The organism is Paenibacillus sp. LHD-38 (assembly GCF_031157315.1).
Taxonomy (GTDB): domain Bacteria; phylum Bacillota; class Bacilli; order Paenibacillales; family Paenibacillaceae; genus Pristimantibacillus.
The window spans coordinates 78801-105247 of sequence record NZ_JAVIFU010000015.1 but is presented as its reverse complement, the minus strand read 5'-3'; the positions used below and the strand labels follow the sequence as shown (position 1 = coordinate 105247).

Annotated in this window: 21 protein-coding genes; 2 read left to right on the top strand and 19 right to left on the bottom strand. The window is 42.7% G+C overall.

What is annotated here, in order from left to right:
• Positions 1–74 precede the first annotated feature (74 nt).
• The 11 genes from RCO25_RS14910 to RCO25_RS14860 form a co-directional block, all read right to left on the bottom strand.
• Positions 75–755, bottom strand: coding sequence for a class D sortase (locus RCO25_RS14910; RefSeq protein ID WP_308996933.1), 681 nt, complete (start codon positions 753–755; stop codon positions 75–77).
• 15 nt (positions 756–770) lie between these two features.
• A complete protein-coding gene (locus RCO25_RS14905) occupies positions 771–1196 on the bottom strand; it encodes a GtrA family protein (protein ID WP_308996932.1) in 426 nt (141 codons plus the stop codon).
• Between the two features lies 1 nt (position 1197).
• Positions 1198–2199: a glycosyltransferase family 2 protein gene (locus RCO25_RS14900; protein ID WP_308996931.1), complete on the bottom strand. Its 1002-nt coding sequence runs from the start codon at positions 2197–2199 to the stop codon at positions 1198–1200.
• 58 nt (positions 2200–2257) lie between these two features.
• Positions 2258–6067: a phospholipid carrier-dependent glycosyltransferase gene (locus RCO25_RS14895; protein ID WP_308996930.1), complete on the bottom strand. Its 3810-nt coding sequence runs from the start codon at positions 6065–6067 to the stop codon at positions 2258–2260.
• A 120-nt stretch (positions 6068–6187) separates the two neighbouring features.
• Entirely contained in the window at positions 6188–7036 is an 849-nt protein-coding gene (locus RCO25_RS14890) for a glycosyltransferase family 2 protein (RefSeq protein ID WP_308996929.1), read from the bottom strand.
• Positions 7037–7136: 100 nt separating this feature from the next.
• Positions 7137–7850 carry a glycosyltransferase family A protein gene (locus RCO25_RS14885; protein WP_308996928.1) on the bottom strand — a complete coding sequence of 238 codons (714 nt, stop codon included), beginning with the start codon at positions 7848–7850 and terminating at the stop codon, positions 7137–7139.
• A gap of 62 nt (positions 7851–7912) precedes the next feature.
• Positions 7913–8692 carry a hypothetical protein gene (locus RCO25_RS14880; protein ID WP_308996927.1) on the bottom strand — a complete coding sequence of 260 codons (780 nt, stop codon included), beginning with the start codon at positions 8690–8692 and terminating at the stop codon, positions 7913–7915.
• A 50-nt stretch (positions 8693–8742) separates the two neighbouring features.
• Positions 8743–9468, bottom strand: coding sequence for a sugar phosphate nucleotidyltransferase (locus tag RCO25_RS14875; protein WP_308996926.1), 726 nt, complete (start codon positions 9466–9468; stop codon positions 8743–8745).
• A gap of 57 nt (positions 9469–9525) precedes the next feature.
• On the bottom strand, positions 9526–10473 hold the full coding sequence (locus RCO25_RS14870) for a GT-D fold domain-containing glycosyltransferase (protein ID WP_308996925.1): 948 nt from the start codon (positions 10471–10473) through the stop codon (positions 9526–9528).
• Between the two features lie 17 nt (positions 10474–10490).
• Positions 10491–11297, bottom strand: a complete 807-nt coding sequence (locus tag RCO25_RS14865; protein ID WP_308996924.1) for a glycosyltransferase family 2 protein — start codon at positions 11295–11297, stop codon at positions 10491–10493.
• A 47-nt stretch (positions 11298–11344) separates the two neighbouring features.
• A complete protein-coding gene (locus RCO25_RS14860; protein WP_308996923.1) occupies positions 11345–12679 on the bottom strand; it encodes a GT-D fold domain-containing glycosyltransferase in 1335 nt (444 codons plus the stop codon).
• A 247-nt stretch (positions 12680–12926) separates the two neighbouring features.
• Here RCO25_RS14860 and RCO25_RS14855 point away from each other — a divergent pair, with 247 nt between their 5' ends.
• Positions 12927–13661 carry a GT-D fold domain-containing glycosyltransferase gene (locus RCO25_RS14855; RefSeq protein ID WP_308996922.1) on the top strand — a complete coding sequence of 245 codons (735 nt, stop codon included), beginning with the start codon at positions 12927–12929 and terminating at the stop codon, positions 13659–13661.
• Between the two features lie 168 nt (positions 13662–13829).
• Here RCO25_RS14855 and RCO25_RS14850 read toward each other — a convergent pair whose 3' ends face one another.
• The 6 genes from RCO25_RS14850 to RCO25_RS14825 all read right to left on the bottom strand — a co-directional run bounded on the left by RCO25_RS14850 (position 13830) and on the right by RCO25_RS14825 (position 22140).
• A complete protein-coding gene (locus RCO25_RS14850; RefSeq protein WP_308996921.1) occupies positions 13830–15482 on the bottom strand; it encodes a glycosyltransferase family protein in 1653 nt (550 codons plus the stop codon).
• A 47-nt stretch (positions 15483–15529) separates the two neighbouring features.
• On the bottom strand, positions 15530–16246 hold the full coding sequence (locus tag RCO25_RS14845; RefSeq protein ID WP_308996920.1) for an acyltransferase: 717 nt from the start codon (positions 16244–16246) through the stop codon (positions 15530–15532).
• Between the two features lie 8 nt (positions 16247–16254).
• Positions 16255–17355: a DegT/DnrJ/EryC1/StrS family aminotransferase gene (locus tag RCO25_RS14840; protein ID WP_308996978.1), complete on the bottom strand. Its 1101-nt coding sequence runs from the start codon at positions 17353–17355 to the stop codon at positions 16255–16257.
• Positions 17355–18437 (bottom strand): Gfo/Idh/MocA family protein, encoded by a 1083-nt coding sequence (locus RCO25_RS14835; RefSeq protein ID WP_308996919.1) that lies wholly within the window; start codon positions 18435–18437, stop codon positions 17355–17357. The genes RCO25_RS14840 and RCO25_RS14835 overlap by 1 nt, the downstream gene beginning before the upstream one ends.
• 255 nt (positions 18438–18692) lie before the next feature.
• On the bottom strand, positions 18693–20453 hold the full coding sequence (locus RCO25_RS14830) for a glycosyltransferase family protein (RefSeq protein WP_308996918.1): 1761 nt from the start codon (positions 20451–20453) through the stop codon (positions 18693–18695).
• 529 nt (positions 20454–20982) lie between these two features.
• Positions 20983–22140, bottom strand: coding sequence for a DegT/DnrJ/EryC1/StrS family aminotransferase (locus RCO25_RS14825; RefSeq protein ID WP_308996917.1), 1158 nt, complete (start codon positions 22138–22140; stop codon positions 20983–20985).
• A gap of 191 nt (positions 22141–22331) precedes the next feature.
• On the opposite strand from RCO25_RS14825, the gene RCO25_RS14820 reads away from it, so the two are divergent.
• The gene (locus RCO25_RS14820; RefSeq protein WP_308996916.1) at positions 22332–23774 is read left to right on the top strand and encodes a glycosyltransferase family protein; all 1443 of its coding nucleotides are present in this window, start codon (positions 22332–22334) and stop codon (positions 23772–23774) included.
• A 16-nt stretch (positions 23775–23790) separates the two neighbouring features.
• Here the strand turns inward: RCO25_RS14820 and RCO25_RS14815 are convergent, their stop codons facing one another.
• Together RCO25_RS14815 and RCO25_RS14810 are read right to left on the bottom strand one after the other, a co-directional pair.
• Entirely contained in the window at positions 23791–24411 is a 621-nt protein-coding gene (locus tag RCO25_RS14815; RefSeq protein WP_308996915.1) for an acetyltransferase, read from the bottom strand.
• A 464-nt stretch (positions 24412–24875) separates the two neighbouring features.
• Positions 24876–26084: a glycosyltransferase gene (locus tag RCO25_RS14810; RefSeq protein WP_308996914.1), complete on the bottom strand. Its 1209-nt coding sequence runs from the start codon at positions 26082–26084 to the stop codon at positions 24876–24878.
• Between the last annotated feature and the right edge of the window lie 363 nt (positions 26085–26447).

The window sequence follows — 26447 nt, the reverse complement described above, 5'->3', positions numbered from 1 at the left end:
GGGATACAGTCAACTTATACTATGAAGGGGCGGTACCATTGGTGCTGTTAAGCGGAGAAAATGGGCTCTATCGCTTACATTTTTGCGTGGATGATTAAACGATGCGTTGGGTTCACGATCGGATCGCAAGTGATTAAGGTAAGCAGCTTGTCTTTGTTGTTGTAATTAAGCACGGATACGTCCGTTGGTTTTACGATCGATACTTTATAGACCGTGTAGGTATAGGATTTCCTCTTTGTATCCACCACGATTATATCGCCGACCTCTACCTCGCCAAGCCGGTTAAACAACCTTCCCTTCGACCGCATGCGATGACCTGCGATTGCCGCGTTGCCGATCTGGCCTATCGCGGTTGTTTCCTTTAAATGGGCGGCGGCGGATTTCATGTTTTTCTGGGTAGCCCCTTCGACGACAGGCAGCTTCAGCTTTATTTTGTCAATCTTAATGGTTGCGATCGATGTTAGCTTCTGCGCTGCTGGAGCAGTTGATGGGGCATCCGTGGCGGGATTCGTAGGTACAATCGTCGGTTCAGGTTCAGTATCCACAGCCGCGGCTGCCGATTCCTCGTTAAACAGATCCGTCAAATCCTCATACTGCTGCTGTGCCTGCTGTTCTGCCGTTTCTTCGAAGCTAGCTTCTTCCCAATCCGCCATCAGCTTATCCTGTTGGCGGTTGTCGTACCATTCATTGGCTTTGGGATAAAGTAAAATAAGAAGACCCACGATTACTAATGTATAAGATAATATTTTTTTCATCTTTCCCGCCTTCCGTTAGCTGCTCTTTGCTCTCGACCCGCTCACTGCAAAAACCCATTTCTTGCTTCCATAAAAATTCAGCGCCACGGTAATCACCGTTACGATGACCTTGGATACGACCTCGTTCATTCCCCACCACTCTGTAAAGGCGGCAAGTAGCAGCAGTGTAAGTCCAAGTAAGAGGGCATTCCACAGGGCGAACCTTAATCCTCTATTGATCTGCTGCGGTTTTGAGACGAGGCCATCTCTCTTATGAAAGGTATATCGGCTGTTAAGCACGAAGCTGTTAATCATTCCCGCTCCGTAAGCAATGATCTGCGCGATTAAATAATAGGTTCCTAACCATAGAAGAAGGGTGAAAAGCAGAAAATCGATTGCAGTGTTGAGCAGCCCCACTAGATTAAAGGCTAAGAATTGAAAGAAAACCTTTTTGGAAGCCATTTTAGCCATACTCTTTAACCCGTTCCGAGCCGCTTGCATTCTCTGGTTGATTCGCATCGTTCTCAGAGTAGCCCTGTACCTCGCGAACGATATAAAGCGGCCTGTTTTTGGATTCGTCATAAATCCGACCAATATATTCGCCGATAATGCCAAGGAGCATCAAAATAATGCCATTAAACAAAAGGTTAACCGCTACGATGGAAGCCCAGCCCGCAATCGTGCTGCCAGTGAACAGCTTCTGAAAAATGACGACCAGCAGGTACAAGAAACTTGTAAACGACAAAGTAAAGCCGATATAGCTTGCAATTTTTAGCGGCTTATAGGAGAACGAGGTAATCCCGTCAATGGCAAAAGCGATCATCTTCTTTAACGGATATTTGGTCTCCCCTGCAAAACGTTCCTCCCGCTCATACTCAACCATCGTCTGGCGGAAGCCGATCCAACTGACCAAGCCACGCACAAAGCGATTTTTCTCCTTTAAGCCACGCAGCACATCGCATACCTTACGGTCAATTAATCGAAAGTCACCCGTATCCACAGGAATTTCAACGTTGGTTAAGCTGCGCAGCGTACGATAGAATATTTTCGCCGTCAGCTTCTTGAATGCCGTCTCGCCCTTGCGCTTAAGCCGTTTGCCGTAAACGACCTCGTAGCCTTCCTTCCACTTGGAGATCATATCTAGAATGACCTCAGGCGGATCCTGAAGATCCGCATCAATTACGACGATGGCATCCCCCTGCGCATAGTCCATACCGGCGGAGATCGCGATCTGATGGCCGAAATTGCGGGAGAAATTGATCAGCCGGACGTTAGGATCGAAATCGCAAATCATGGATACTAATTCAATTGTACGGTCTTTGCTTCCGTCATTGACGAATATCAGCTCATACGGCTCATCAGCATGATCCATAACCAGCTTCAGCCGCTCATACGTATGCTCGATAACCTCTTCTTCGTTGAACATCGGGACGATAACACTGTATTTTACAGCTGATTGCTTCATCTATATGCCCCTTTCTCAAGCGTAGACGACTGTCGCCGTTCTTCTGGTAACATAGTATTTAAAATAACCAGCTCGGAAACCAGCGCAGCACATGCTCTACATACCAGCTTTTCACCGTCATACCGGAGAGCGCAGGATAATAGGCAATAAACAACAGAACGGCCGCAGCCAGAAAAATGTTGCGCGCGAGCTTAAAGCCTGGCCGCTTCTCTTCAATCACCTTGAATATATAAACCAAGCTCAAGATAATAAACGGCACCATCGCAAAATAATGATAGAGGAACGTGAGCCGTGTGACCAGCATCCATGGCACGTACTGCGCCAAGAATGCAATCCATATCGTATATATGGCTTTGTCTTTCCGTTTGATACTGATCCAGATCGTCGCAGCCATTGCGAAGATTCCCGTCCACCAAATAAGCGGATTACCCAACGCAACGATTGTAGACTTAAAGCCTTCGGCCATATTGTCGCCGGAATAATACCATACTGGTCTCTTCATAAATGGCCACTCCCACCAGGATGAGGAGAACGGATGCGTCGATACGAGCTGGCTATGATAGCTGAACATATGCTTCTGATAATCGACAAGGCTCTTCAAGGTATAACCGTCATCCATGACGGTCAGTACCGGGATGTAGGACAAGGCATAGATCACAAGCGGTATGGCAATATAGAATACGAGACAAACAGCAAGCGTAATCAAGGTATAGCGCGGAAACACATGAACGATATGCTGCAGCTTCTCTGAGCTGAAGGTTGCATTTGATGCCATCCCGCCCCGCAGAACCCGCTTCGCGGCTGCATACTCTTTATATCGTTCAAATAACGATATCCCGAGCATGATGGCTAAACCCGCGCCGCCATATAACACAATCCATTTGGACGCCACGCCTATTCCAAAAAACAATCCCGCCAAGAACAGCGGCATAAGGGTAACCCCAAGCTTGACTCTGTAAAAGCTGAGAGAATAATATTTGTGCATGAAATAAAACATCAGCATAATGAAAAACACGCCGTAAACGTCTATTGTCGCGATTCTTGTTTGCGTAAAGTGCATGAAATCAGCGGCAAACAGCGCTGTGGCAAGTCCGGCGTAAACGCTGGTTTTGAACAGCCTTCTAGCGAAAACATATATTAATGGAAGCATCGCTATACCGAAGAGCGTGCCCGCTATGCGCCAGCCAAACGGATTAAGCCCAAACAGCTTGATGCCGAGCGCAATAATCAGTTTGCCAAGCGGCGGATGCGTATTCTCGTAAGCCACAATATGTTCCAGATGCTCATAAGCCGTACGTGCATGGTAAATTTCATCGAAATATGAACCATTCATGAAGGTAGCGTCATACACGGCCAGCTGTTGTTCGTCAAAGAGCAGCGGTACGCTGCCTCTCTTGGCATCCTTCGCCAGCTCATCGTTTATTCCGACGATCTGCAGCGGTATTTTGTTGCTCTGCTCGTAGATCGCAAGCTCATGCATAGAAAAGCCCGTTTGAACGGTAGTGACCTTTACATAACGTGCTGGAAGCGCTGCGGGCTGCGTTGTCCAAGTAAATACGGCAACATGGCTGCTGTCTATTTCCATCACATTGTCCCAATCGGTCCCGTTTTGACTAAATTCATATTTGAATTTCCCGGTTCCGACACCGCCAAAGCTGTTGATTCGGTCAAGCTGTTTGACAGCGCCCAAATCGACGTAAAAGCTTTGGCCTGCCGCCGCAGGCTGCCATGCCGTTTGCGGCCCCTTCATATCGCCGAGCTGGAATAAAGCAACAATCGCATATACGATTGTGATTAAGCCCATAACGATCCAATCCTTGCGATCGAAACGATTTGCGTTTTGCCTCGCCCGCGAAATGGATTTGGTCTTGAAAGGGGATAGCGTCTCATGATCCGTATCCGTAAGCTCTTTCTCCAATAACGGCTCTACCAGCTTTACCCTGCCGCGTATATATTTATCATATCCGATATAAAGCAAGTAAAGCATTAACCCAATATTTGCTAGCGAGCACAATAAAACAATGCCGTTAAAAGGGACGTTTGTCGTTGTTTTGCTGAAATCCAATACGTAAGCAATATTAATGAAGCTGGTCAAGCTAAATCCGTAGAAAACAATAAGCATTCTCCGGTCAAGCGATTGCAAGAAGGCGAAGAGACCAAGTAACAGGACCGGAAATAAATAACGCTCATGCATTTTGGTTACACCCATAAATACGACAACGATGAGCACCATGGCTATAAAATAAACCCGATTGGAAGAATCGCTGTCCTTCTTGCGTAAGGTGAAATATGCGGCTAAAGCAACGGCAGCCAAAATAAAGATCGTCCCCCAGGTTTTGAAGGAGAACAGCAGCCAGGTTTCGGTGATCGGCTTCCAATTATCATTGCTTAGCGCATAAAGGTTAAATGCATTTAATGTGGCGTAAGGATAGGAAGATAAGGTTCCTTTGTACAGTTGAAATAGACCCGATAATCCGCCATTCCCCCAAAAGAAAGGAAGAGCGAGTAAAATAAACGCCGCAAAGCCATAAGCGGCACTAACCGCGACCTTCCTCCAGTCTTTGCGATAAACAAACCATAGCAGCAGCACCGGCATGAAAATGAACGCCTGCGGCTTAATAAGCGCCGCTATGGCATACCAAACGGAAGCGCGCTCGATCTTATTTTCAGCAAGTCCATGGATGGACAGCACGAGCACCAAAGCAAATATGGAGTCGACTTGGCCCCAAACGGCAGAATCCACAATAACTGCAGGATTGAATAAATAGAGCAATGCAAGTCCCAATGATACGGAAAAGCCCGTTTTTCTTTTACCCGTTTGAAAAATAAAATAAGCAGCTGCAAGATCAGCCAAAATCGCTGGCAGCTTGAACAAAAGAAGTGCTGCCTTCGATGCTCCGTCTAAAGAGAGCATGTCCTTGATTAAACCTAAGACATACAGAATATAAATATAGCCGGGCGGGTAATCTACGAACATGCCGGAATGGTAAAACCCGGAAAGGCCTTCCTTTGCAGCATGGTCAGCCCAGGCCATAAATAACGCAATATCATTGGCATAGCCCATATTCGTAACCGCAAGCCAAAGCCGCGCCGCTAGAGCGACAATACATACAAATACGAGTATGTATTTATGTATATGCGGTTTCCCGTCCAATAAGCTTCTCTCTCTTAGGAGCTTCTTGTAAATTAAGGAAAACAACAGACTGAACAACGCCGCGAACAAAATCAGGGGCAGCACGGATCCGCCTTTAGCGGCAGCATCGGATGCTTGTCCGGTTTCTGTTGGCGTTAAGCTGAATACCTCAACGCCCGCAGGGGCCTTCGATACTTTCTCTACACTGACATCGTCAAAATAAGCTTTCCCGGTGTTAATCGCCCCGTAACCGCCGAGGCTTGCTCCAAACGTAATGCTTTTCTGATCCTTGCCCGTTTTTGCGTAAAAATGCACATAAGCCCATTTCCCGTTCGTATTCTTTATTTCGGGATAGGCAACGGCAACGCCGTCTACAAAAAAATGAGCGCCGGTCGCATCCGCGCCGATTTGTTCCGCTTTTATGTAACCAGATAGCTTATAGGTTGATTTCGGTTTTACTTTGATCGTCTGCGTCCAGCGCGAATGATTGGCTTCCTTATTCTCGAGCACCGCGGAATACGTGCCCGTATGGGCCTCTTTATCCGAAATCGTATACGTGGTAATATGCTCTTCTTTCAAATAGGCGTCATGCTGCCATTCAGTCGGAGCGCCCTCCGTTATGTTCTCAAAACCAGCATTCGTTAGTAGGTTGCTTGCCGCATGCAAGGTAACCGCAGGAACTAATAGAGTCAGGAAAAGGATAACTGCAAATGCGCGGAAAGACAGTTTAATCATCGTTCTATTACTCACCTCATATCGGCATTTGTAAGAGCATTACATTAAAATCAACTCTATTAGATTATAATACGACGGTCAATGCAATTACCAAAAAAAAGACGCCTATTCGGCGCATAGTTAATCTTTTGGAATAGCCCGGTTTACGATAGGCCGATATTGGCTGGTTCGCGCTACGGTCTTCGCTCTAAGGATCCGAAACGTTCGGGCCGTAACCTTCCACGTATGCTTCTTTTGGTTCCCTCTCCTGAGGGCGGTGAAATTGTACCGGCTGGTGGATCTGATCTTATACCCCTTTTTCAAGCAGTCGTTAAGAAACCTCATATCCGAGCCCTTGCGCAGGTTAGAAAAAACAACCCCGGGATATATCCTTTTCTCGAACATAATGGTCGCGCCGGCTACGAGCCTCTTAGTCGGCATGCTTGCGTGCATAAGCTTATTGCCGCTGTGGAAGTACATATAAAACTTATTTTTCCCTATAACGTTTGCGCCAGTTCGCTCAAATTCCGCCATGGCTTCTGATAAATAATGCGGAGAGTAATAATCGTCATCATCAAATTTAGCAATAATCTCGTATTTCGCTTTGCTGATGCCGTAGTTTAGACATTTTCCGAGAGAGTATTTCTGAGGCAGCCGATAGACGGACACTTGATCAAAATGCTTGGCATATTTTCTATAACTGTCGATGCTCATGCGATCATTGTTCAATAGAATGATAAGCTCTTTCGCTTTCCAGCGCTGGCGGCTGTAGTTCGTGAACAATTGCTTCATAAATTCCGGTTTATTGGTTGCCGTAATGATGGATACTCCCTTCGGGAGAAGCTTCGTTATTTGGCTCCCTGCTTCTGTCGAATCTATCGTTTCCATCATCTCCTGTGAGTCCGATTGTTCCGGCGAAACCGGTAAAGCCGTTGATTCTAACGTTTCCTGTATCATTGCCTTCTCATACATATCCGGCTTCTCAAGCATCGTACAACACCTCATTAATTGAAATCTACATTTGCATTGTACGTTATGGCACTTGAACTAGGAACGGCTGTCGTCACGGCACGCAAAAAGTGAATCGCGATTACTTTACATAATTTTTCATAATCTTATTTACCTTCCACTGCTTCGCTACGAAGTTCGTCTTGGACAATAATCTTTGGTTTAATGTGTTTCGTTCATGAACAACAACCATATAGTTTCGTTTTCCGTTTTTGGTCAGTATTTCATGCTTAAGCTTAATAACGGAAGTATGCCCTTTCGGTGTTTTATACCTAAGTCCTTTAAAATAAGCGGAAGTCCTATAGATAAACGTATAGAAAGGCGGGGAAGGCTTTTTAACTGTAGCGACGCGATGGCGCAGGCTGTCATACACGTATCCCGTTTGGTTAATGAGCGCGCGGGTTTTCTGCTTGGGCTTATAATTATGCAATTGTTTGATAAAGGTTTTATGGTACATATCATCACAGTCCAAGCGTACAAGATACAGATACTTATAGCCGCGTGTCAGCTCTTTTTGAACCTTGAGATATTGTCCGTCCGGTACAAATCGAACGTTGCCAGGGAGTGCTTCGTACTTGCTCAATGTTTGCAAGATCGTAGACTCCGATGAGATTGCATACCGGACAAGGACCGTAAAATTCTGATTGGTTTGATTTTTAAGACTTTGTAAGGTGTATTTCATAAAGATAGACATTCTGTACTCAATCCATTGCCTAGTCAAACCCACCTTCCAGCGATTATTGGGCTTTGACCGGTTATTAAATTCAATTCCAATAATAATTTTTTTATTAGGCATCACTAGTTCCTCCTTGCATTCTTTTCAATCGTCCAAAAAAAGTAAATCGCCAGGAGAACCTGTTATTGCGCGATCATGTCCTCTTCGGTCCTCATAAGTCGCTGCGGCTCTTGCTCGATAACAGGTGCTGTCTCTTTGCAAAAGTTTTTGAGAATATGATCCAGTTTGTTTCGATTCGATCTGAACACGGCTTTGCGCAGCAAGTTTTGATTTAATGTGTTGCGCTTATGAACAACGATCATATAGTTGCGGTTTCCCTTTCTAGTTAAGATTTCATGCTTTAATTTAATGACGAATCGATGCCCGCCGGGAGTAACATATCTCTTTCCGTTCAGGTAATCCTCAGCCTTGTAGATAAAAATATAGAATGGCGGAGATTGATGGTGAACCGCTGTGAAACGCTGCCTGACGGCATCATATATATATCCCTTTTGATTAATTAATGCTTGAGTGCTAGATTTAGGGCGGTAATCTCTTAACTGCTGCACGATAGATTTATGGTACATATCGTCACAATCCAAACGAACCAGATATAAGCGATCGAATCCGGTGATCCATTGCGAAATATGTTCTTGGTATTTGCTTGCCGGAACAAATTGAATGTTTTCCGGAAGCGGATCATATTTGCCGAGTTCAATCTTTATCAAAGACTCCGTGCAATCCGCATATTGAATAAGGGCTACAAAATCTTGATTGGTCTGCTTCTTTAAGCTTTTCATTGTATATTTCATAAATACGGACATTCTGTATTGAATCCACCCTGCAGTTAATCCGATTCTCCAAGCGGGCTTCGTCGATCTCGAATTGAATTCGATACCGAAGATGATCCTTTTGGTTAACAACTCCCATCACTCCCGTATACGCTGACACATTCATATTTAACTCACCTTGATTACGTTTCACCTTTGAAATCCTTCAACATCACATTAGCTTCGTGAAGCGATTCGAAGGTGCCCGCATCAATCCACCAGCCGTTCATGATGTTGAAAGTAAGCGTTCCTTCAGAGGCATAGACGTTGTTAACATCAGTAATTTCCAGTTCCCCGCGATTCGAAGGCTTAATACGCTTGATGACCTCAAATACGCTTCCATGGTACATATAAATACCAGTAACCGAGTAGGATGATTTGGGATCAGACGGTTTTTCTTCAATTTGAATGATTTTGTTTCCATCAATCACCGGAACCCCATACCTGCGAGGATCGTCAACTTGCTTTAGAAACACTTTGGCGCCTTTTTCCTGATTGCTAAAATCGTTAACCATCTTTATAAGCGATTCGTCGAACAAGTTATCTCCGAGCAGAACGATAAACTTTTCATGCGGTTGAACAAAATCCTCTGCAGTCATCAAAGCCTGGGCGATTCCGCCGGCTTCCTCCTGTATCTTATAGGTGATTTTCACTCTCAATTCTTTGCCGCTTCCCAGTAAGTCGGTAAATAGTCCGGCCGATTGTTTTCCCGTCACGATTAGAATGTCTACGATTCCCGCACTTCGCATTTTGTCTATTGCGTAATAGATCATGGGATATTTCCCGACAGGTATCAAATGCTTGTTTAAGATCTTCGTTAATGGCCAAAGGCGCGTTCCGGTACCTCCAGCAAGTATCACACCCTTCAAAAAAATACCTCCTAACAGAACCTAGTATCCAGCAGAACCTATTAAGACCAAATAATTTCACATGAATAGTGTATGCCTATCATTTAGATTCTGTATGGACGATATACCCTTGCTATCAAAATAGTCTTCATCTTTTTCTCCGTTAAGAGTTTCCGAACCATTCTCGGATAAGCTTTTCATATCTTCCCCGGACAGACGATCCTTGGCCTCCATGGCATCGTTAGAGAGTAAAATGAGTCTATTCATAAGACTAACGTTGCTCTTCTCTACCAGAGTCTTCGGCTTGTTGAAAACGACTTTAGGCCCTTTTCCAAAATCAATCGCCACTTTCCCTGTTAGCCGAGCTACTTCGGGCGCCATAACGACAGCATTTACACCGCAGGATATGAGGGCAATATCAAACTGGTCTTTCATTCCCTCCACTTTGTTCAACGTTTTGCTCATTTGCTTAAAATGCGTAAAAATAATGGCTCCGGTTATCACCATTCGATAGGGATCGCTTTGAAGTACTTCTTTTAATTTTTTGGCATGCTCCGTGATGATCAGAATCCTTTTGCCTCTCAGCACTTCCCAAAATTCCGGTTTGCTTGCAAACTCACGGTTGATAAAAGCATCGCAAGTAAACCGCGGCCTCAGCTTGTAATAACGAAATATTTTATTCGTTAAGGGGCGTCTTACTCTTTTCGGCGCCTTTATCTTGTCCTTGATTGGCAAAATGCCTACAATATCGGCTTTCCGTATCGAACGAACCATTTGATTTCTTAGCTTTAGGTTGGGAAGCGTCACTCCTTTTTCTTTATGTCCGAGGCGTGCGCTTCGCGTTCTGACCGGATGGTTTGCCCGTCTGGCCCATGGTGTCCTTAATACTTCCCTCAGGCTCCAAACCGATTTTTGGGCCATGATCACATTTTCTCCGTCACCGATTCGGATGAGTGAGAAAGGCCGTTGATGATCCAATGCCTCTTTAATCCTTGCGAGCACCTGATCGGAATTTAGCTTTGCCATGCTGTTCATTCACCCCTCTATCTGGATTTGCGTTTTTTTAATTTCTTTACAATCAGGTAGCCGCTGCTTGTATGGCCAAATACAGGCTGATGCTTGTTCCCCCATTTTTTCAAATACAGGAGTACGAGTCTTTTTCGGAGTACATTACGTTTTTTGATATTTGCCGCGTTTGTAAGCTGACGGCCATGCTTTAAAGCGTTATAAAGGTTCCGGTTTACAAAGCGGTGCGGAAAACGATCGATAAGCTTCATGCACATGCGCCGGTCCTCCATGATCCGCCCTTCGTATGGATCGTTCACTTCCCACCCGCCCGCAGCTTTAAGAGCAGAAGTTTTATAGCATCTCGGTGTTAACATGAAATCGAAAGTAATAAGAAATTTCATCTTGCTGTATTGCCTATGTCTTATTATTTTCTTCAGCCGCAATTTTCCTTTGTTCTCAAGCCACAGCTTAGAATTCCCGTAGATTAACGCCGCTTCCGGATGTTTAACGCAGGTTTTCGCCAAAATTTCGAGCGCGCTCGGTTCAAGCCAATCATCCGAATCCAATTGGACAAAATAGGGTGTTGTTACATGTTTCAAAGCCATGTTCAGCACTTTCGAAATGCCTACATTCGTATCTAAACTAATAAGGCTTATCTCCTCTTCCGATGTAAAGGCCGATGCAATGGATGCGGATTTGTCTGTAGATGCGTCATTAATGATCAGTATTTTCCAACCCTTATACGTTTGACGAATGACGCTTTTAATCGCTTTTGCGACATAGGCTTGACGATTATATAAAGGAATAACAACCGTAAATTGAGGTTTTGACTCTGCACTCAAAAATAACCGCTCCTTTTTCTGAAGATGGTGTGGATGAATCAATCATTTTAGCCGTGCAGCAGGTCATACCTTTCCTCGAAGCTGCCAATTTGGAGGGCTAAATCATGATGAAACATAATACAAAGATCACGCAAGGCATCCGCATGATGACCCTGTCGATTATAAATTTCAGATAAATACGCAGAAAAATCGTCCATCTCTTGCATGGTTTCATACGGAATGATTTCTACCTTATGACTGCCATCCGCTGCATTTTTCCGGACACCGACTATTCCGATCGTCGGATCTGCTCGCAGCCACCAGAGCATGCCGTGAAGCCAATTTTTTTTTACTACCGTATTCTCATTTAGCAGGACGATATATTCTCCACTTGCTGCGATTACACCTTGATTCATCGCTTCGCAGCGTTCTTTAGTTACCTCATTCTTAATGACCGTAGACCCTGGGATGGTTTGGATATACTCTGCCGTTCCGTCGGTTGAGCCGTTATCAACCAAAACGAGCTGGGTATTTATCGGTGAGTGCTGCTGGATACTTTCGATGCATTCTTTCGTGGATTTCAGGCTATTGTGATTCAATACGACGACGGAAACCTTTCCGGGAATATACTGCGAGGTGAGCATCATTAGGTTGTTCTCGGCCGCATTGTTTATTTTCTGATCGCTAAATTTAGTGCTGCCTTTAATCGTCTTTTTTCTGAACACGACATGATGGCCTTTACCGAAATCCATCGCCACTTTTCCGGTTAAACGGGCGATTTCAGGGGCCAAAACCACCGTATTAACCCCACAGGAGATCAGAGCAATATCAAATTTGTCTTTCATCGCATAAGCTTTTTTTAACGCGCTGCCCATTTGCTTATTATTCGAAAATGCGATCGTACCAACAACGTTCATCCTATACGGATCTCGTTGAAGGCTTCTCTTAAGTCTCTCGGCATGCCGCGTGATAATCAGAACTCTGCGGCCTCTCAGCACATCCCAAAATTCCTTCCGCCCTGCCAAAAAACGGTTAACGACGGCATCGCAAGTATAGCGGGGCTTTAGCTTATAATATTGAAATATTTTATTGGTAAGCGGACGCTTCAATCTTCTCGGAGCATAGGTTCTTCTATCTCCCGGTGGAAGAACGCCCACAATGTCAGCCATCTTTATCGATCGGATCATTTGGTCCCGCAGCGTAAGATTAGGAAGCCTCACGCCCTTTTGTCCACGGTTGGCCCTTATAGCCCACGGTTCCTTGAGTACGGAGCTCATTCTCCATACGGATCTTTGTGCCATGACAATATTCTCTCCGTCTCCTATTCTCACGATGGAAAACGGCTGACGATGGTCCAAAGCATGTTTAATCATATGCAGTACTTTCTCCCAATTTAAATTCATTCCACCATTTCCCCTCCAGAAAATGTTCTCACTACGACATTATATGAATGATAGTGTTGATGCTCTTGTGCAGGTTTACTCCCATGCGTATGCTCTAGCCCTAATTTGCGCACATTTCGCTTCAGGCATAGCAAATAAAACGAAAATGGATGATCTCCTGCATAAAGAACGGGGAGTGGCACAAGAACTACTGCTGCATCTTTCATATAGTGGAGTAGTAAAAAAAAAATAAGGAGAGGGAATGATTGTGACGAATTTAAAATGGAAGCAGGTATTGAGAAGCATCAAGAATGCTTTAGATAATCATCAGCCTTTCTCCATGGTAAGAATAGGTGACGGTGAAAATATTGTAATGGCGCAAAAGTCGGTGTGGAGTATCAAAACCGTACTCAGGGAGCTCTGGGCAAAGAAAGCCAATAGAGGAAAAAAGGGCGTCAGGCTTCCAAATTTAAAGCTGAGAAATGAAATGGTCCGATCGATTAAGAAAGCAAATATTGTTGGGATACTTATTCCCGGGGATAAAAGGACGGTTGCACATCCCAGAGTGAAGCGGCCGCTTACTAATAAAATATTCCGATATTATAAGCTAAAGCCGCGCTATACTTGCGATGCCGTCGTTAACCGTTTTTTAGCGGGGCGGAAGGAGTTTTGGGATGTGCTGAGGGGCCGAAGAGTCCTGATCATCACGCGGGAAGCCGAGAGACTAAAAAAAATCCTTCAAAAAGACCCTTATGGGATGGACATTGCCGGAACGATTATCTTTTCTGATTACACGCAAATGAATAGAACGTTAACGCAGGTAGAAGCAATGAAATATCAATTTGATATTGCTTTAATCTCCTGCGGCGTTAATTCCGTTGTCCTGGCACCCGCGATTGCCCGTTTAACCGGAAAAGTAGCCATTGACTTCGGAAAAGGACATCTAGTCGTTTTCAAGAAAGGAAAGCGGAAACGGAAATGGAAACGCAAAAGCAGAAGATAAGCGAAAATTAATTCGAATAATTATAAAGAAAGATAGTGCATAAAATTTAACACGGATCAAATACAAAAACGACAGCGAGATTGACTATTCTTGAATAGTCAATCTCGCTGTCGTTTTTGGTGAATTCTGAAAGATAGTAGATAGCTTCGATCGAACCATCAATTTGTGTTATAGAATCTTTCTAACTTCCGCTACAAATTGCTGTGCTCGAACTTGAATCGTATGATACTTGCGAATAAAATTGTAACCATTTCGTGTAATTCGTGCTCTTGCGCGTTTGTTTTTTTGAAAAGATAATGCTTTTCTATAAAAATTCTTTCTACTACATGCTATATAGTTCACCTTATCCTTAAAGCCCAAGCCCTTCAAATCACGATTCGGCTCCGCCAACATTAAGGTTTTGCATCCCGGAAGTTCAAAAAATTTAGCAACAGGAATCTTTAAGTCACTTCCGCAAGTAAATGAAATTTGTGATCGGTTGATAACCTTGGCATAATTACTGTTAATAAGAAGACCTCGTCTGGCTCGAGCCTTGTGCCCCGGATGCTTAAAGTTAATGAATCCTTTTACTCTCCTCATTCTTCTCAGAACCGCTTTTCTGAATTTATATCGTGGTTGAATCAAGCCTAACAGGGAGAACTTAATATTTTTCCTCAGCTTATAGTCTTTGATTACTTTGGGATTGATCGCAAACGGCGACCATCTAAATTTGGGTTTACATTCGGGAAAAACCTTAAGAAACGGATATTTGCTTGCTGAGAAGATTAAATCCGGTTTCGCGGTTTTATGAAAGTAAGCACTTCTGAATTTCTTATTCCAGTGTACGTCCATTACATAACAACCTAATGGTATTTTCACCTTATTAAGATTCGTAATATTTGGAGAAAACGCATAGTTCCAAGCAATATCATAATGGAATATAAAATCCGGTTTCATCTTTATTTTCTTTAAAATGTCTAGAATATCTCCATTCCTATGCCAATATTGAACATCCGCAACCTTTTCAATGGCCTTGATAAAATCATATTTGTGCTGATGCTTGGGCATTTTTTTGTTAAATGGCTTTATAAGGATCAGAACCTTTGTTTTTCTTTGCGGAGGTACATCAGCTTTCTTATCATTCGTTTTTTGCAATTGCGCTTTGATAGTATTTTGAATAAGCTGTTCTATATATGAAATGATTTGTTGTGCCTTTACATTGGATTCAGTCATAGCAGGAGGCAGCAGTCTGACTCTTCCTTCATACTCAGGAAGGCTCATTGCGAAGGAATTATGATTTTCAGTGAAAAAAAGATCGATTTTTCGATTTTGGATGTATGTTATTTGGTCCATTTCACTTACATGATCATTAACCGCATAATACCCTGTTGGAATCCCACCTTCTTCCACTTCGTTAATAACAGACACAAAATTCACATCTGCCAAATCATAATATAGAATAAAGTCCGGTTTCATATCGAACTGTTTCAATACTTCCAGCATACTTCCGCCTTCGGTCCAATAGCGTATTTCTGCAAAGTTTTCCATAGCCTTAATCGTGTCAAGATTATAATCCGATTCCATGGTATCATTAGGTTTTGTCAGCACTAGAATTTTTAGTTTTTTCTCATTTATAATAGGAGTTTTTTTAGACTTTGCCTTTCTTATTAATAACTTATTTCTGTGTAACGTTTTTTTAGACTTTGCCTTTCTTATTAACAACTGATTTCTGTGTAACGTTTTTTTAATTCTTCTTTTCTGTGTTCTTACTAATTTCACACCTATTTTTTTCGCTTTTTTAGGTTTGCGAGCCTTCTGTATCCGATTGCGCTTTACTCTCACTCTTTCACCCGCTTCTCCATAGAAATGTATACCTCATCCTCATTTTTCTATTGGTTTTCCAACCATTGATCCGGTGAAACATCCCTAATCTTGCGGGCTGGTGAACCCGCAACAAGCTCTTTGGATTTTACATCTTTCGTGACGATGCTTCCGGCAGCAACAACGCCGTCTTCCTCAATGGTTTTGCCTGGGAGAATTGTCGCATTTGCGCCTATTCTCCCTCCTTTTTTGATCGTCACTCCTTTAAACTTGCCAAAGCGTTCCTTCGTCCGGCCCAAATAATTATCATTCGTTGTGACGACGCACGGAGCAACGAATACATGATCTTCCAAAGTCGAGAATGCGCAAATATAACAATTAGTTTCAAGCTTGCAGTTTGCTCCGATCGTACAATCATTCTCTACTGCCACCCCTCTACCAATGATCGTTTTCTCTCTGATGACGACCCGTTCCCGAATGGTCGCCAAATCCGCAACGAAAACATCGTTCTCCAAGAAGGCATTCGCATAAATAATAGCGGAGGTTCCAATAATGCATCCATCCCCGATAATTGTCGGGAGCAGATAAACCTGATTTGTTGTCGTCGCGGAATTGTGTGCTTTCATCGGTTTTTTGCCGATTACCGCATGATCGTGAATGACTGCCTGGTTGCCGATGACAGTCCCGTCGTATATGACAACATGATGGCCAATCACCGCATCCTCGCCAATCGTTACGTTTTCTCCAATCACAACATGCTGTCCCATCCTTAGATTTTGATTCATTATACACCTCAACCTTTTGTAAATTGTTTGACTTTCTCGATGATATAGGCTTGTTGGTCGTCCGTTAGGTGTGGAGACATCGGCAATGCCAAGGAGCGTTCACATAATTTCTCCGCTACCTTGAAATCACCCGGTTTATATCCGAGATAGGCAAGCGCCTTTTGGAGATGCAGCGGGCAAGGGTAATAGTGACCTGTAGCAATGCCAGCCTGCTGCAATTGGTCCGCAATTTGTTCACGATTGTCGCATTCAACAGTAAACAAATGAAAGACATGATCTACATGAGCATCAACGGTTGGAATTCGGAGTGCCGAATGTTCAAGTTGCTGAGCATAGAGGGCGGCTTTCTGTCGACGTTTGGCATTCCACTCCTGCAGCTTGCTTAATTTCACACGTAGGATAGCGGCTTGTAAGGAATCCAGTCTGCTGTTATATCCAACCACCTCGTGATAATATTTACGTTTGCTTCCATGGTGACTGAGAATCTTAATACGTTCTGCTATTTCCTCATCATTGGTAACGACAATGCCTCCGTCTCCATATCCTCCTAAATTTTTCGTTGGAAAAAAGGAAACGCATCCGATACTGCCAAGAGCGCCAATCGGTTTATTTTTGTATCCGGCTCCCAATGCTTGGCAAGCATCCTCGATAATCGCAAGATTGTGCCGTTCAGCCATATCATTAAAGGCATCCATATCTGCCGGTTGGCCGAAAATATGAACCGGGATGATGGCCTTCGTTTTTGAGGTGATTTTCTTTTCCGTCTCCTCGGGAGACAGGTTATACGTTCGCTCGTCGATATCGGCGAATACGGGAATGGCACCTCGCCTTGCGATGGCCTCTGCCGTCGCAAAAAAAGTATATGGCGTAGTAATGACCTCATCGCCCGGTCCGACCCCGCATGCTTCCAAAGCCAGGATCAGGGCATCAGTACCGTTTGCGGTGGAAACTGCATGTTTGGATTGTGTAATGGATGCTATGTCTTTCTCCAAAGCTTCCACTTCCGGCCCTGAAATATAAACCCCGCTATCAAATACCCGCTCCGTCGCCTCTAAGATGTCCTTTTTCAGCTCCAGGTACTGGGCATGCAAATCGATTAAAGGAATAATCAATGCGGGTCCCCTCCTTTGCTTATTAGCGTCATATTTTTCATGTCAAAATGATCGAGCGGCAGATGTACCGGTACGCCTTCCTTAATAGACTTGTAGATCGCCAGAATGACCTCCAAAGAATCTATCGACGTTTCTACGGATACCAAGGGTGAGGTTCCCGTTGTAATCGCTTGTATCATGTCTTTATATAGGGGGGTATGGGAAATTTCATCCGTTCTTTCGAGTACACTTTCATCCTCGATTTGATCATTTTCAAAGTTCCATTGTTTTAGTTCGTTTAATCTCACGCCTTCGAGTGACACTGATCCCCTCTCGCCGAACAGGCTAAGTGAGGTTAGAAGGCTTTTCGGATAAACACAGGCTGAGGCTTCGACATTACCGGTCGCACCGTTTGCGAATTTCAACACGGCGACTCCCATATTTTCCACATGCAAGGGTTGTGCAAACGTGTCGGCTTCTCCGTATACCGACACAACAGGCCCCATTAACCATTGAAGGAGGTCGATGTAATGTATGCATTGATTCATAAATAACCCGCCACCTTTGGCCCAAGATTCCCGCCAAGGACTGGCATGATAGTAATCCATATTCCGATTCCACCTCATCGATACGACACCATGAATCAAACGCCCGAATCGCCCTTCGTCAGTAGCCTTTTTTATCGCTTGCATCTGCGACAAATATCTGGTTTGCAACGAAACAGCAAGAATAAGACCACGCTGCTTCGCTTCAGCCTCCGCTAATCTAGCATCTTGAATCGACAACGCAAGCGGTTTCTCTACCAGAACGTGCTTGCCCGCTTGAAGAGCCGCAATGGAGATAGCTGCATGGGTATGACTGCTGGTTGTAATCGCAATCAGATCAATATCATCTCTGCTCAAACATTCTTCAATCGTAGTATGGAGTCGTATATTCGGATAATGAGGCTTGCATACATCCTTAGCAAAACGTTCCAGCTGTTGTTTATCAATATCGCATAGAGCTACCAATTCTACTTCCTCTCCTATTTCTAGCAAAGAACGTACATGTTTTTGCGCGATATAACCGCAACCTATCAATGCAATTCTTACAGGTTGCATAAAGTATCCCCCCTTTCGGTTAAGCAAAGCCTTTCCGAAATATTTCATTTACGTCATAGTATATGAGAGAACAATCAGGCTGGTATGGACAATGTATCAATATTTGTAAAACAGGGAAACAAAATGAATGATTACCTATTTTCACTTACTTAAAAGAGATGAAATAAAAATCGCTTGCAAGAAAAAAAACAAAGTATCGCCCTCTAGGCGGTACTTTGTCTTTTTAAACGGAAACGCTCATCCGCTTTTTTTGCTTTATTTCTTCCGTTTCAGAAACTCCTCGATAGCAGCAACAAACTGATTTGCCCGCACTTGGTTAGTATGGTGAGTCTGTATAAAATCATAGCCGTTTTGACTAATCAGTTCTCGTTCCAGATGATGGGTTCGATAATAAATGGCTTTCCGGTAAATATCCCCTCCATAGCACGCAATGAAATTTATTTTATCTTTAAAGCCCAATTCTAAAATATCCTTATTGGGTTCAGCCAATAGCAAAGATCTGCATCCGGGTCCTTCAAAAAACTTCGCAACGGGAATTTCCAATTGACTACCGCAAGTGAAAAATAGTTTTGTTCTATTTATCGCTCTTGCATATTCTGTGTTAATTAGAATGCCTGGTTTATTTTGAACGTGATGACCCGGATGTGTGAAATGTAAGAAACCATTAACTTTGGTCATTCTGTTCAAAACCGTTTCCCTGAACGGATATCGTCCGGGCGGGTGCAGCAGACCCATAAGAGCAAAATCAATGTCTTTATTTTCTTTATAATCTCTAATAATATTGGGGTTTATTGCAAATGGAGCCCATCTAAATCTTCTAATGCATTCAGGAAAAGCTTTCAGGAAAGGGTATTTACTTGCCGAGAAAATTAAATTCGGTTTTGCTATTTTGTCAAAATAGGCTTTTCTTTCATTCGGACGCCAATGAACATCAAGCACATAACATCCTTTAGGTATTTTCACCTTCGACAAATTGGTTATCTTGGGAGAAAATGCATAATTCCATGAAATGTCGTAATGGAAAATAAAATCCGGCTTCATCTTTATTTTTTTTAATATGTTTCGTATATCACCATTCTTATGCCAATAGCTGACTTGAGCAAATTGTCTAATGGCTTTGATCATATCGTATTTATGCTGATGTTTAGGCATGGTTTGAGCAAATTTTTTTATGAGGATCAAGATCTTTAATTTCTTCTTTCGAGGAACCGCCCCGTTTGTTATAAGCGCTGCGAGATGCTTCATATTCAAATAATCTTTTATTGTGGCTATTAACTGCTGAGCGCATTGAACGGCTGAATAATCGTTTTGAACGAGAGTAGAAGAGGTAAGCGGCTCCGAGTTTATCTTCCTGTCCTCTTTAACATTCGGTTGAATTGGACTGGGCAACTCTCTGAATCTTTCTTCACACTCTGGGAATACCTCCAAGAATGAATCTTTTGACGCTGCATATAAGAGATCTACATTATTCTCTAAAATATATGCTCTTCGAACTTCAGGACGCGTATGAATATTGAGAACATAGCAGCCTTTAGGAATGTCGACTTTATTCAAGTCGGTAATTCGGGGTGAATAAGAATAAGACGCTGTATAATCATAATGGAATACAAAATCGGGCTTCCAACTCATTTTCTTAAGTATATCCAATATACTTCCGTCCTCGGACCAATACCGGACTTCTGCAAATTGTTTCAAAGCTTCGATCGCAGGATGGTATCGTTTTACTTCCATAGTTTCAAACGGTTTTATGAGTGCCAATATTTTTAGTCTTTCCACTTTTATTGGCTTCTTTACTGTTCTTTTGTTATACAGCCGCTTCTCTCCGATTGTTTGCCGATTGCTTATTCTCTTTCTGCTTTTCCTTTTTGAGGTTCTTATTCTTGTAACTTTTTTTATTCTTTCGATTACTTTTCTTGATTTTATGTTATTTAACATTCGATTGGCTGATTGGTGAGCCGTTTGTTTTCGTTTTTTTATTATTTTTCGGATAAAATTTTGTTCACGTCTTATAATCACTATCACACCTCTTCTTTATATCCCGATTATTTCATTTTACGTGTGAATCCAAGTGTACGGAAACGGCATTCGTTTATATATTAGGTTTAGCCTCGACAAATAAATAAGAAACTGACGGTTTGTCCCTATTTACCTTTTCTCAACTATTCTCTCGAACACACACTAACTCACTCGAATAGTTTGATAAGTCTATAAGCTATGTAGTAAGTGAGGAATCAATTTTAAAAAAGTTATATAAACGGATTGTGTATGCCTGCCGACATTGCGAACGGGAGGAGATCCAGACGCCGATTTTGTGACAGCGCCAAAGCCCCGTCCAGTAGCATCACGGCAGACGGTCTTCCGATGTTCATCGAATGCAACAGCAATTATCAATGCATCACCTTCCGTGAAGGGGGCAAGCTTCACAATTGAAAGCCACCTACAATAATCCGTAGGATTACACCATATACTCGCTGGGCTGCAATCAGGCTCCTGAGTGCTAATCGTCCTCTTTCAACATTGAGGAAAAAGGAATCGGAGCCCGATCTTAGGGCTTTTTTTGTACAATAGCCCGTTTAAAACAAGCTATTACAAATTTCTGATCTTCTTGCGTCAAATTTGATCCTGACGGTAAACAAATTCCATTGTTGAACAAACTGTCTGAAATACTGCTATCGCCGTGAACGAAATACAGATAATGCTTGAATAGCGGTTGCAAATGCATCGGCTTCCAAACGGGGCGAGCCTCGATATTATATAAAGCTAGTTCGTCGATGACTTGATCAACTGACACTCCTAGCTTCGTCGGGTCTATGATTAAGGCAGTTAGCCAACGGGTACATCGACCATAGGACGCTTCAGATAAAAAGCGTATCCCGTCGATGTCTCCCAATTCCGAATAATAACGTTCGAATACGGTTCGGCGTGCGGTGATGCGATCCTCTAACACCTGCAATTGAGCCCTTCCGATTGCTGCCAATACGTTACTTAAACGATAATTGTAACCCACTTCGCTATGTTCATAATGACGGGCGGAATCTCGGGCCTGAGTGGCCCAGAACCGCGCCTTTTCCAACGCTTCGAGATCGTTCGATACCAGCATGCCGCCGCCTGAGGTCGTAATCATTTTGTTCCCGTTAAAAGAGTAAATTCCGAATTTGCCAAAGGTTCCGCTTGCCTTATTACGGTAAGTGGCACCTAAGGATTCGGCCGCGTCTTCAATCACCGGTACGTTATATTCATTGCAGAGCGCTAACAAAGGATCCATATCGGCATTTTGGCCGTATAGATTTACAACAATGACCGCCTTAGGAAGTTTCCCGGTATTATCAGCGTGGACGAAAGCATGTTTCAAAGCGACGGGTGACATGTTCCACGACATAGGTTCGGAATCGATAAAAACCGGTTCAGCTCCCTGATATAAAATGGGGTTAGCGCTGGCAACAAAAGTTAAAGTAGAACAAAACACAGTATCGCCTTTACCGACCCCGAGCAGCCTCAAAGATAAATGAATCGCTGCCGTTCCTGAACACATTGCTACCGCTCCCGCACTCTGAACATAATTGGCAATTTCCTTTTCAAAGGCATCCACATGAGGACCCAGAGGAGCGATCCAATTCGATTGAAATGCGTCATCTACATATTGTTGTTCTTTTCCGCTCATATGGGGAGAAGAAAGATAAATCCGACCTGCATCTTTTGTCATTTTTCCCAATCTCCCATAGCAATTATTTTTATATCTTTAGTAACGATATATGCAGGGAGATCGTTCTCTGATTGCACGTTTGAAACAAAACCTTTTGTCGAACGATGGACGCAAGCCGTGTCCGTTTTTACTCACCCCCATACTATACTATGAAGTTATCAGTTCTTATCAGGAAGGAAGCGACTTAATAGATGAACAAGAAGACTAACGCAGGCATCCGAAGGCTACGCCCGATTAAACAACAAAATGTTAAAAGAAATACGAAGCTAAAGCCAACAAGAAATGCCGCTCCCCATATTAAAAGAACGAAAAAAAAACATCCCCCAAAAAAGAGAATGGTTTTGAAACAAAAGCTACGTTTGAAAAAAAATATTAAAAAAAAATCTAAACCAAAAAAAAGAATGGTTTTGAAACAGAAACTGCGTTTAAAAAAAATTATTATAAATAAACCTAAACCAAAAAAAAGAATGATTTTTAAAAAAAAGAAAGCAAAACCAAAGAAAAGAGTCATCAAACCGATAACCCAGTTAGTACCGTTGCGTTTCAGTACACCTCATCCCAAGCTAAACACTATACTTATTGAACCCGAGCCTGATAAAATGATATCCGCCCCGCAGCTAGGGAGGATCTTGCATACACCGGTAAACCCAGCCGGACAAATGAGCACACAAGCAACTTCTCTACAAAAACTTGGACTCCCGGTGTCATTTTGCAGTTATGTAAAACGTGGTCGCTTTGCATTTCCCGACGGGCTGCCTTCGCCAATACACAAAGTTCCTAAATCCCTTCGAGGACGTGCCATGATGAATTACGCAATAAAAAGCTCGGAAAAATACCAAATATTTCATTTTCACGGCGGAGAAACGTTCACCAAATACAATTATACGGACTTGCCTTATCTAAATCTAACTAATAAAAGGATCGTCATGTCCTTCTGGGGATCCGAAGTCAGAAAGGCTTCAATTGCCAAGCTCATGAATCCCTTTGCAAGAGTAAAGCTTACCGACGAAAACGAAATTCATCGCAGATTAACGGTCTTATCGAAATTCGTCGATGCGGTCATTGTCCCTGACCACGAACTGTTTGAATACATTAAAGGCTATTTCAAAAAGGCATATCTTGTTCGAGCGGTGGTGGATCATAGAAAATTCAGTCCTCTTTATCCCGATGCAAACAACCAAAGACCTCTTGTCGTACATGCTCCAAGCAATCGCTATATAAAAGGGACAGATCATATTGGGAGGGTAGTCAAGACTCTGAAACAAAATTTAAATTTTGACTATGTTCAGGTTGAGAATACGTCAAATGCAAACGTCCTTAAATGGATAAGAAAAGCGGATATATTGGTCGACCAGCTTCATTTAGGGATATACGGTACAGTGGCCATTGAAGCCATGTTATTGGGTAAGCCCGTTATTTCACATATCCGGGAAGACCTTCTCACTAAGTATCCGGCTAATATGCCAGTTGTTCCTGCTAACCCTCTTACGTTTGAAAAAGCGCTTTATAATTTGATAACGAATCCCCAACTTCGATATGAACTTGGAGTTAGAGGCAGGGCCTACGCTGCCGAGCACCATGACCCCATGAAGATAGCACAACAACTGATTACGGTGTATAAGAGCCTTGACTAAGTATTCCGACTGCCACTTATTTATGACTTTTAATAATTTGGGCAGGTACTCCAACCACCGTGACATTTGCAGGGACATCTTTGACTACTACAGCTCCTGCTCCAACGACAGATTTTTCACCAATAGTGATGGAAGGAATAACCACACATCCTATACCAAGATGCGCTCCTTTCTTTACGGTAACGCCGCCAGCCAGATGAACACCCGGCGATAAGTGAACAAAGTCCTCAATGAAGCAGTCATGATCAACTGAGGAAGAGGTATTAATAATAGAATGACTTCCAATCTTTGAATGGGTATTAATAACAGACCCCGGCATCACCAAAGAACCTTCCTTAATCTCAACCAAAGGACTGGTGATAGCCGAAGGGTCTATTAATGTTGCATATCGAATCGAAATAGCATTAAATTGACTTACCATATCTTCCCTTGATTTATTGTTCCCGATCGCGATAAATACTTCATGATTATGATAATCCACACGCTTTATAAAGTCATTAGGCGTACAAATATAAGATGAGTTCCCAAGGCGGGGGGTATCATCCACATAGCCAATAATTTTGTAACCTAGTCTCAAGGCAACATCTGCTGCAACTTTACTATGCCCCCCCATTCCAACGATCACCAAGCTCTTCACCGCTCTGCCTCCTTTTGATGTTTTTCTTTACAATATGCAGTCGGAGAGCTTAAGACATCTTGTCCTATCAAAATAGCGATTCATGTTTTTGCAGAGTGGTTTTAGAGTTGAACAATGTGGGGATTCTATATGGAATCCCCTCAAATATCGTTTATAAACTCCCTCGGTACGATATGATATTCTCAGGGTCGTGGTGGCTTGATATACTAAGCTTTCGGAATTCAGGATAATTTGAATCCAGTTATACAACGTAGTCCCCATCCTGTTATACGGTGGGGACTACAATTAGTCATCCTGCTGTGAAACCACTGTCTTTCTTATGATGCTCCACGGTCTTAGCTAACATGAGATAAATCCAACTCATCCATTGCTTGCTCGACGTGATCGAAGGTCACCACATGCCTGTATCGTGCTCTCGCAGTTCACGCGCTGCAGCATTCACTAACATTTCATCGATAAATGATTTATTTTGTAACATTATTCAATATGGCTGCCAATCTTTCAGTCAATCTCCTTCGGTCATAGTTTTCAATCGCATGCATGTCAGGATTTATTCTAAGAACACCTTGTTCCCATGAGCGTATATATGTCTCAATGATTCGTATGGCTTCCCAAGGGCGATTCGAATCTATGACTATTCCTGTGCGAGTTTCTCTAATTATTTTCGCTGCTGCCCCATTCGGAGGGACGATAGCAAGTATTGGTTTTCTTAAATTAATAAGCTCAAATATTTTACTCGTGACAGTCTGGTCTCCTTGTTTTGGATCAATTAAAAGAAGGAGAAGATCGGATGAAGCTGCCATCTTAAGGGCACTATTATGATTTACGTAACCCGTTCTCTTTATCAGACTGTTTAACTTCCAGTTGTCCGGAAAACGGATGTTGTCAAGATAACCGACTAGTCTTATTTCAACTTTGTTCGAACGAATCTTTTTCTCGCGAAGGCTTTTTTCAAAATCCTTAAAAAAGCGATCGGCTAATATTTTTATGTGTCCATATATAGAGCCCATATAACAAATCTTAAACTTATCGTTATTTTGGGTTGTTAGTGTAATGTTATTAAAATCTTCCGAATCATAACCATTCATGATGGTATGAAATTTTTTTTTTGATTTAGTGCCAGACAACTTAAATAACGTGTCCTTAATACTGTCGGAAACAGTAATGACAGCGTCAGACTCTTTTAGTACTTGTATTTCTAGTTTCTTATTAAATCCTATATCTTTTTTATACCGACTTCTTTGAATAAACGGGTTTGTGGTCCACTCGTCTCTTAGGTCGATTACAAGCGGTTTTCCGGTAAGTCGCTTTAAAGCTAAGCCGGATAATAAGGATACGTAGGGAGCCGAAACGCTATATATGGCGTCAATTTTCTTTTCTTCAATTAATCTGACACCTTCCATTATCGTAGCCGGAAACCATCCCTGTAAAAAATCATTTATTGTAATATATGGATTTCCCGGAAGTTTTTCGCATGACTTGAGCCTAAAGACCTCGCATTCTTTAGGTATTTCATTCAACATCGTTTTGTCGACTTTGGGATAATTCGACTTTTCCGGGGTAAGAATTATTGGCGACCATCCAAACTGTGGAAGAAATTTGGCGAATTTAAGTGCGCGCTGGCTTGCCCCTATCGGGGGAAATAGGTAACTGATAAACAGAACTTTTTTCATATTCATTTACCTCTCGTTTCATCGCTTTCTATTTATCATAAGCTGTTGTATATCGTAATCAACTGACGAACAATCTTTTCTGGATTACGGTGGTTAATAGAATACTTACGGCCACTGACTCCCAGCTTATAACTTATATCAGGGCTTATAAGCAAGTCGTGAAGCACTTCGTCAAAGCCAACGAATATTGCAAATTGATGCCGATTTACCAAGCTTAGTTTTGGCTTTGTGTAGCCAAAGTTGCTAATTCATTTATTCAACGCCTTGTTTTCTCTCGAATCCATACTATGCGTAATAAAAGAAGATGTGTGGACAGTAGTTTGTTATAAACATAAAATAGGGCTTCCTCGCTTCAGTCAATGA